This is a genomic window from Staphylococcus sp. HGB0015, from assembly GCF_000411275.1.
In the GTDB taxonomy this organism is placed as follows: domain Bacteria; phylum Bacillota; class Bacilli; order Staphylococcales; family Staphylococcaceae; genus Staphylococcus; species Staphylococcus schleiferi.
Window position 1 is genome coordinate 968,147 of record NZ_KE150418.1, and the last position, 8,421, is coordinate 976,567.

The following is an 8,421-nucleotide window of genomic DNA, read 5'->3' on the forward strand; positions in this document are numbered from 1 at the left end:
AAAGCGATCCATAATTATCTCCGCATGAGGAAATAAGTCTTGAATGAGTGCGATATAAGGTGGAAACATATCTATAGAGATGGTTTTCACTCTTTCACGTTGCTTTCTAGAGAACTTTAAAAAATAGGCTTCTAATTTATGTTTGCGACGATCAGGTAAAATATCGATGATATCATGGGTTACACTATCACAGTAAATAAAGCTCATCGCACCTTCGACATCTTTCGTTGATTTGAATTCGTCAAAAGCTAAGTGCTCCGGTAAAACATGATGTGCCTGCGTCTTCACCGAATCACTTACCTCTTTTAAATGGCGATGGACAGTTGAAGGTGATACACATAGACTTTCAGCGACATCCTTTTCAGAGATGACTTTAGATAGTTTCCGGGTCATCATGCGTTTGACCTCATTTGAGATGGTACATCGGGGTTGAATATAGGGTGTTTGAGCTGTAAAGGTTTGTTGACAAGCTTTACAGTAAAAGCGCTGTTTCTTCAATTTTAAATAGGCAGGTCTTTCAAAAATTAATCCCATATAAACTTTCGTTTTACGAAAGCCATGTTTAATAATTAAATGGGCATCATTTTTAATTCCACAACACGCACAAGCACTGGGATGATATGTCAATTGGCCTTCGTATAATAATGCCTTTACGTTTTTATGTACATCTAATCCTAGATTTTGAGTGATTTTTAAATTTTTGACTTTAATTCCAAGCATTTCTGATATATCATTACACATAGGCACAATATCTCCTTAATCGTTGGTTTGGTCACTTACAATTATAGAGATATTTGTGCTTTTTTAATATCAAAAATTAAAATAACGGTCAGTGAATATTTCACCAACCGTTAAAAATATACAACCAAAATTAAATATAATGGCATAATGAATGTCCAATATAAAAAAGTAGATGTCTGGGTCGTGAACAACTTGAATCAAGTACAACCTAGACATCTACTTTTATTTGAAGAAACGTCGATATTCCTCTTGTTTAAATATATTTGAGATGTTTTATTCAATTTAATATTTCTGATACGTTTAATTTTTACGAAAAGTTGTTGTCAAAAATGATTAATTTCACACTATTGCCGTTCGTCTTTTAAACGTGGTTTTGATTGCATCATACGGTTAAATGTTGTGATTAACTCATCACCTTCAAGACCTTCATTCACTAATTGCTCAAGTAAACTTTCCGCGTACACTTGGCGCAATGTATAGATGTGACATTCAAATACGACAGAGATAGACTCTTTTAAAGGTGTAATATGTTTAATTGTGGCATCAAATAACGCAGGATCGTTAGAAGGGCGTGTAATGACGACACGAATATCTAATAACTTTTCTTCTGCCATATACTGTTCCATTTGTTCTTGATGCACATCAGAAATGACAATTTCCAACAACCAACCTGTTCCACTATTTTCTTTATTAATAATAACGCCATCAATCAGTTCATATTCTGTCACAGTACTGTTTTCAGAAACGATTTGGAAGCGGACAGCCTTAAATGTTTTCATTCAACCAACCCCTTAAAAGATTAAAGAACTTTTCGAAAAAATGGATTCATCGCTTATTATAACTCAAAAAGTAAAAAAATTCTTTACCTGCTTGAACTTTTAAAGGAGGTTGCATGGTTGTTTTTAATTTTTTGAACATTGTTTTATTGTGATAAACCGACTATATTACGGATATAGGAGGTGAGCTCAATTAACCAATTTCAAGCAATCGGTTGTATTAATCGTCCGCCACAGTATTATGAAAATGAAAACAGTCACTTGATAACTTTTACAGTCAAAGTCACACGTAACTATTTAAGTCGCAACCAGCGACCCATGTATGACTTTTTGAACTGCAAAGCATATGGAGAAGTGGCAATTCAAATTAAAGAAGCTTTCAAAGAAGACATCATTGTAGCAATCAGCGGACAAATTCAAACAAGACGTTTTTTTCATAATGATGAAAAACGTTATGCTACGGAACTTCTCGTTACACAATTTTATCCCTTTATTCCCTCGCAAATGAAATCAACATGTGAAAACCTAACAAGCCAAACACAAATTTAAATATCTATGATTTATCACCCACTATGCTTTCAAAATCAACCTTCTCAAATTATATTTCCCCTTACAAAATATAATCGAATTTACCTCACACAATCATTTAACTGATCTTATTCATTTACCTTCAAAAACATTCCCAACTATTATTTTTGAATGGGAGTGGGACAGAAATCTATAGATTTCGTCGTCCCACCCCGGCAAAGATGACTAGGGCTGAGGCGAGCTAGAAGAGCGAAAGCGCAGCCCAGACATCGACTGCGCTCTATAAATGAAAAGAATACATACATAAAGGTATTAAATATTGGAACAACAGTTTCATACTAATAATTGGTAAATCGAATCATTAAAATAGAATATTCAGAATAAAAGTCGACTCTAATTGAAATTAAACAGTCTTTTTGATACATTAAGTATAAATAAATAAGACTACTAGGGGCGCCTTATGGCTGAGATGAATGGCAATTCAGACCCTTCGAACCTGATTTGGTTGATACCAACGTAGGGAAGTAGCGGTATAACATCATTCACCATGGTATGTTATCAAGGCTGCTTTTCTTAGTGGTCTTTTTTCATATCAAAGGAGAATACAAAATGACATTTTCTGAACAGTTAATGCAAGAGGCAGAGCCAATTATTGAGCAAATTTATAATGATGATTTTATTCAAGGTTTACTTACAGGGCAAATTCCTAAAGCAGCAGTTAAGCATTATTTACGTGCAGACGCTCGCTATTTAAATGAGTTTGCGAAAATATACGCGTTGTTAATACCTAAAGTCAATTCAAAAGAAGAAATACAATTTTTGACCGAACAAATACAATTTGCAAGCTCAGGAGAAGTGGAACCGCATCATATTTTAGCTGATTTTGTAGGTGAAGATTATCAATCGATAATCGCTGAGGGTGAATGGTATCCCTCTGCCGATCATTACATTAAACATATGTATTACAATGCTTTTGCATTTGATAATGTGGCATATACGATTGCCGCTATGGCGCCATGCCCATATGTTTATCAACAACTTGGCAAACGTGCAATGGCACAGTACGATTTTTCAAATTCAAACCCATTGAAATCATGGTTTGCATTTTATGCACAAGAAATGGACACTTTAATGTCATACATTCAACGATGGTTAGATGATTATGCAGAAACGAGTTCTACTCAAGTTCAAAAAACTTTACGACAAAACTTTCTACAAAGTACGATTCATGAACGCCGTTTCTTTAATATGTCATATCAATTAGAACAATGGGAATTTGGAGGGTAAAAAATGGAAAAACCAAAAATAGCTTTAACAATTGCAGGTACGGATCCTAGTGGTGGCGCAGGTGCAATGGCAGATTTGAAATCTTTTCATTCCTGTGGTGTTTATGGCATGGCAGCAATTACAAGTATTGTAGCGCAAAACTCTTTAGGTGTTCAGCATATTCATAATTTAGATGCTGCATGGCTTGAAGAACAATTAGAAAGTGTATTTAATGATGAAAAACCGCATGCTTTAAAAACGGGTATGATACCTACACCGGAAATGATGGAAGTCATCGAAAACTATTTGAAAAAGATTGATATTCCTTATGTCATAGATCCCGTAATGGTTGCCAAAAGTGGAGATTCATTAATGGACCAAAGTGTACGTCAGAGTTTAAAAGAATCATTATTACCTTATGCAGATGTTGCAACACCTAATCTTCCTGAAGCTGAAGAAATCGTGGAAATGACCATTGATAGTGAAGAAAAAATTCTTCGTGCCGGTCAATATTTTATTCAAGAAATTGGCTCAAAAGGTGTCATTATTAAAGGTGGCCATTTAGAAGGCGATGCGATTGACCATTTATTTACTAAAGAAGGTCATTATGAATTTAAAAGTGAACGTTTCCCAACACAACACACACATGGAACAGGTTGTACTTTTTCGGCAGTTATTACAGCAGAATTAGCAAAAGGAAAGTCAGTTTTCGATGCAGTAGCTAAAGCGAAAAAATATATTTCGTTAGCAATTCAACATACCCCTGAAATAGGAAAAGGGCGTGGCCCGGTGAACCATTTTGCATATGAAAAAATCAATGGGTGGGATTAATATGAATTTTTTATTAAAGTTAAGAGCACAACATCCTTTAGTTGTTTGTTACACCAATGATGTTGTTAAAAACTTTACGGCTAACGGTTTGATTAGTGTCGGTGCAAGCCCTGCAATGAGTGAAGCACCGGAAGAAGCAGATGATTTTTTTAATGTAGCGCAAGCATTATTAATTAATATTGGGACATTGACAAAGCAACGCGGTGAAGACATGCTAAAAATCGCAAAAACAGCCAATAAAAAAGGCGTGCCTGTTGTGTTTGATCCAGTTGCAGTGGGCGCATCTCAATTTAGAAAAGATTTTTGTCAACGTTTCCTAGAGGAAGTAGATGTATCGGTCATTAAAGGTAATGCTTCTGAAATAATGACTTTAGTCGATACGACAACAACGATGAAAGGTACGGATAGTGCGGATGATATCGATGTTGTAACAATCGCACAAGAAGCGTATAAAAAGTATCAAACCGCTATCGTTATTTCTGGCAAGGTCGATGTTATTATTCAAAAAGAGGGTATTGTTACATTATCTAATGGTACGCCACTCCTTACTAAAATCACAGGAGCAGGATGTTTGCTTGGAGGTGTGATTGCGAGCTTTTTATTAGGAGATGAAATACCTTCAATCGAACAATTGACCCAAGCAGTATCTTTTTATAATATTGCTGCAGAACAGGCTGAGCTTCGAGAGGGCGCAGATTTACCAGGGACTTTTCTTGTCGCTTTTATTGATGCATTGAATCAAACATCCGCTGAATCTTACCAATTGGAGATCAAAAAGAGAGAAGTGATTTAAAATGGGTTTTGACCGCAAGCAATTACGTATTTATTTCATTGCCGGAACGCAAGATGTGAAAGAGGGCAGTCTTGAGTCGATTCTTAAAGAAGCGTTAGAGGCGGGTATTACAATGTTCCAATTCCGCGAAAAGGGGCCATCTTCTTTAACAGGAAATGAGAAAAAGAAGAAGGCGTTGGAATTGCAAAAGTTATGTCATGCCTATAAAGTGCCTTTTATCGTCAATGATGATATCAATTTGGCGATAGAAATTGATGCTGATGGTGTTCATGTAGGACAAGATGATGAAAAAATAGCTTCATTTTATTCTAAGCTAGAAAACAAAATTATTGGATTAAGTGTAGGGAACTTCGAAGAGTATGATCAATCAGATTTGACACATGTAGATTATATTGGTGTTGGACCCGTTTATGAAACGAGTTCAAAAAGCGATGCCAAAAAACCTGGTGGTGTCGAAATGATTCGACGAATGAGAGAATATGATGAGAATATTCCTATTGTAGCTATAGGTGGCATAACTGAAGAAAATGTGTCATCTATTATTAAAAATGGAGCAGATGGTATTGCGACCATTTCCTCGATAACACATAGTAGAAATATTGAAAACTCTGTGAATCGTTATATGCAATATTTCAAATAAAATCATTTTTACGTTTGAATATATTTCCACCATTACGATTTCTATGATAAAATATCATTTATGTGAATATTACTTTAGAGGTGGAAAAATGAAGAACAAAGCGTTACTGACGACCCTTCTAGGTGTAGTCTTATTTCTAGCTGGATGTGATTACAGTAAGCCTGAAAACCGAAATGGTTTCTTTTATAATACGTTTGTTCAGCCTATGGACAATCTCATTCATTGGTTGGGGAATTCGTTAGGCGATAATTACGGGTTGGCCATTGTTATTCTTGTATTAGCTGTCCGTCTCGTCTTATTACCTTTTATGCTGTCCAACTATAAAAACATGCATATGATGCGTGAAAAAATGAAAATTGCAAAACCTGAAATTACAGAAGCACAAGAAAAGGTTAAACGTGCGCGTACTCAAGAAGATAAATTAGCTGCCAATCAAGAAATGATGCAAGTTTATAAAAAATATAATATGAATCCTATGGCAAGTATGTTGGGATGTTTACCTCTCATTATACAAATGCCTATCGTCATGGCTTTATACTTTGTTTTAAAATACCCATCAGGTGGGGGAATTACAAAGTTTTCTGACTTTTTATGGTTCCATTTAGATAAGCCCGATATTTGGATTACAATTATAGCTGGTGTGCTCTACTTTATTCAAGCGTATGTTTCAAGCTTTAATATGCCACCTGAGCAACGTCAAATGGGATACATGATGATGATTATTTCTCCAATTATGATTATTTGGATTTCATTAAGTTCAGCTGCTGCACTAGGTTTGTATTGGTCAGTGTCAGCTGCGTTCCTTGTTGTTCAAACTTATGTTGCTAACGTTGTCTATGGACGTAAAGCAAAAGCAGAAGTTGCACCATTAATTGAGAAATTCGAGCGCGAGAAAAATGCAAAAGCAGGGAAAAATACTCAAGTCGTAAAGAAAAAGAAAAAATAAGATATGACTAAGATAAGTAGTGAGTCGATTTAAAAGTCGAGTCACTACTTTTTTATTTACCTTCCTTTTTATATGAATGAAAAAAGGATGGATAGTAGAAAAATCACTCATTATAAAAAATTGTAAATAAATGTTCACAAATTTATATGTATTACAATCTTTTTAAAAATACAATATTGACTACTAAAATTTAATTGACTATAATTAATCGTAATCATTACGATTAAAGGAGAACAGTCATGAAAAAAACAATAGTTACATCAATGCTTGTTTCAAGCGGAATCTTGCTTTCATCACACGTAGCATATGCTGATACAACGGACAATGCGAAAGATCAACAAAGTGATGATCAGCCAACAGAGGTCAAACAAAACAGTGCTCAGCCACTTTCAGAGAATAATAAGAACCTTGAAAATAAAGAACAGCAAGACCAAAGCATTCAGTCTGAAAATCGAGACACGCAAGATAAAGTTGATAACGTTCAACAGAATCACAATGATGACATTCAAGCTGTCAATCAACCATCAAGAAGTACGAGTGAACATATACCTCAACCTGAAGTTGCACCTACTACTTCAACACATCCTTCAGAAACAGAGCATGCAAAGCCTTCTTCCACAGAAGACCTACATACCCATAATCATGAAAATTTAACACACACAGCGCATGATGAGCATCATCATGCAGAAATTCACCAATCTCATCCAATTGAGGAAGAACAAGAGGGGCATCCTGAAAAAGAGAAGCTTCAAATGATTGGACCTGTCAACCTCATTAGTCCGACACATAGAGAGTTAAAACAAAATAAAGATGTTGTTGATCCTAACAGCTTTAGTGCGATTAGCTTTAAAATATACGATAATTTTAATTCACACGCGCAATTAATCATGCCCAATGGCACTTATACGCCTTCATTTGGTTATTATGTTTTAAAGAAAACGGATTGGAAAGATGTTAAATTCAAATTACCACAAGTTCATGTACCAGAAGGTTACTATTTAAAATATTGGTCTTATGATTTGCCAAAAGATGGAAAAATTACAAGAGACCGCTTATTTAGAGCGCATATTGGTTTAGAAAAATATAAAAATACACCGCCTGTGTTAGGTCCTTTTACTAATATTGAATCTGATGAAGTAAATGCAAAACTTAGCCAAGTAGATAGAGACGACTATGCACCTATTTTCTTTAAGGCATTAAATGGCGGCCACTTTGAAAATGACGGTAAGTCTGCAAATAATCTGATTTATTATGTAAAGCACGGACAAACGTGGAAACAATTAAAAGATAACGGCATGGTTGTCCCTACGCCTAAACCTAATGACAAATATAATGAATTTATTGAATGGCGTTCAGAACTTCCTAAAGACAACACATATCCATCAGATAATATATATTTAGCTGCTTTTGGTACGACTGATGTATTAATAGGAAAATATAAACCTACTGATATCAACCATCCTTTAGATGAAAAAGATCCAGCACGCCCACATCCTAAATCATTAACACGTCCTTATGATAAAAATCACTACACAGCAATCGCTTTTATCGCAGATGGACCTGGTGCATTATATAATTACACTTCAACGGATAAAGCACTTGTTTATTTAATTAGAAACAATAAAACTTGGAAAGATTCATTTTTTGGAGGACCTGTTCCTGTTGCCGATGAAGGTAGTGTCTTTGTAGGATGGGATAGTCCTGTATCACGCGATAACAAAATTGAGTCAAAAGTATACCGAGCTAAATTTATGACAAAAGAAGAATTTGCCAAACAACATTGGGATACACCAAATGCTGAAGTAGGAAAAGCGGAAGAAGATGCACATGCGGATGCCTGGGAAAAAGAAGCAGAGTCAAAAGATTGGGATACACCAAATGCTGAAGTAGGTAAAGCAGA

The 8,421-nt window shown here is 35.2% G+C and carries 9 protein-coding genes and 1 riboswitch; of the genes, 7 read left to right on the top strand and 2 right to left on the bottom strand.

Annotated features, from left to right (window positions below; genetic code table 11):
- Together HMPREF1208_RS12480 and HMPREF1208_RS11050 are read right to left on the bottom strand one after the other, a co-directional pair.
- Window positions 1-741, bottom strand: a 741-nt coding sequence (locus tag HMPREF1208_RS12480) for an ISL3 family transposase (RefSeq protein WP_016426461.1), incomplete at its 3' end; no start/stop codon positions are given.
- Window positions 742-1,085: 344 nt separating this feature from the next.
- Window positions 1,086-1,520, bottom strand: coding sequence for a YwpF-like family protein (locus HMPREF1208_RS11050; protein ID WP_016426462.1), 435 nt, complete (start codon window positions 1,518-1,520; stop codon window positions 1,086-1,088).
- 180 nt (window positions 1,521-1,700) lie between these two features.
- Here HMPREF1208_RS11050 and HMPREF1208_RS11055 point away from each other — a divergent pair, with 180 nt between their 5' ends.
- From HMPREF1208_RS11055 to HMPREF1208_RS11085, 7 genes are all read left to right on the top strand, one after another.
- Window positions 1,701-2,066 (top strand): single-stranded DNA-binding protein, encoded by a 366-nt coding sequence (locus tag HMPREF1208_RS11055; RefSeq protein WP_016426463.1) that lies wholly within the window; start codon window positions 1,701-1,703, stop codon window positions 2,064-2,066.
- A gap of 418 nt (window positions 2,067-2,484) precedes the next feature.
- A riboswitch (TPP riboswitch) is annotated at window positions 2,485-2,585 on the top strand.
- Window positions 2,586-2,654: 69 nt separating this feature from the next.
- Window positions 2,655-3,332 (top strand): thiaminase II, encoded by a 678-nt coding sequence (gene tenA / locus HMPREF1208_RS11060; RefSeq protein ID WP_016426464.1) that lies wholly within the window; start codon window positions 2,655-2,657, stop codon window positions 3,330-3,332.
- 3 nt (window positions 3,333-3,335) lie between these two features.
- A complete protein-coding gene (thiD, locus tag HMPREF1208_RS11065) occupies window positions 3,336-4,142 on the top strand; it encodes a bifunctional hydroxymethylpyrimidine kinase/phosphomethylpyrimidine kinase (RefSeq protein ID WP_016426465.1) in 807 nt (268 codons plus the stop codon).
- Window position 4,143: 1 nt separating this feature from the next.
- Entirely contained in the window at window positions 4,144-4,935 is a 792-nt protein-coding gene (thiM, locus tag HMPREF1208_RS11070) for a hydroxyethylthiazole kinase (protein ID WP_016426466.1), read from the top strand.
- A gap of 1 nt (window position 4,936) precedes the next feature.
- Complete coding sequence (gene thiE, locus HMPREF1208_RS11075) at window positions 4,937-5,575, top strand: thiamine phosphate synthase (RefSeq protein ID WP_016426467.1); 639 nt, start codon at window positions 4,937-4,939, stop codon at window positions 5,573-5,575.
- An 88-nt stretch (window positions 5,576-5,663) separates the two neighbouring features.
- Window positions 5,664-6,521: a membrane protein insertase YidC gene (gene yidC, locus HMPREF1208_RS11080; protein WP_016426468.1), complete on the top strand. Its 858-nt coding sequence runs from the start codon at window positions 5,664-5,666 to the stop codon at window positions 6,519-6,521.
- A 239-nt stretch (window positions 6,522-6,760) separates the two neighbouring features.
- A partial coding sequence (locus tag HMPREF1208_RS11085; RefSeq protein ID WP_016426469.1) for a FlxA-like family protein occupies window positions 6,761-8,421 on the top strand: 1,661 nt, incomplete at its 3' end.

Excerpts from the sequence above, each read along its gene's own strand:
- yidC (WP_016426468.1), top strand. The coding sequence starts at position 5,664 with ATGAAGAACAAAGCGTTACTGACGACCCTTCTAGGTGTAGTCTTATTT.
- tenA (WP_016426464.1), top strand. The coding sequence starts at position 2,655 with ATGACATTTTCTGAACAGTTAATGCAAGAGGCAGAGCCAATTATTGAG.
- thiE (WP_016426467.1), top strand. The coding sequence starts at position 4,937 with ATGGGTTTTGACCGCAAGCAATTACGTATTTATTTCATTGCCGGAACG.
- thiM (WP_016426466.1), top strand. The coding sequence starts at position 4,144 with ATGAATTTTTTATTAAAGTTAAGAGCACAACATCCTTTAGTTGTTTGT.
- HMPREF1208_RS11050 (WP_016426462.1), bottom strand. The coding sequence starts at position 1,520 with ATGAAAACATTTAAGGCTGTCCGCTTCCAAATCGTTTCTGAAAACAGT.
- thiD (WP_016426465.1), top strand. The coding sequence starts at position 3,336 with ATGGAAAAACCAAAAATAGCTTTAACAATTGCAGGTACGGATCCTAGT.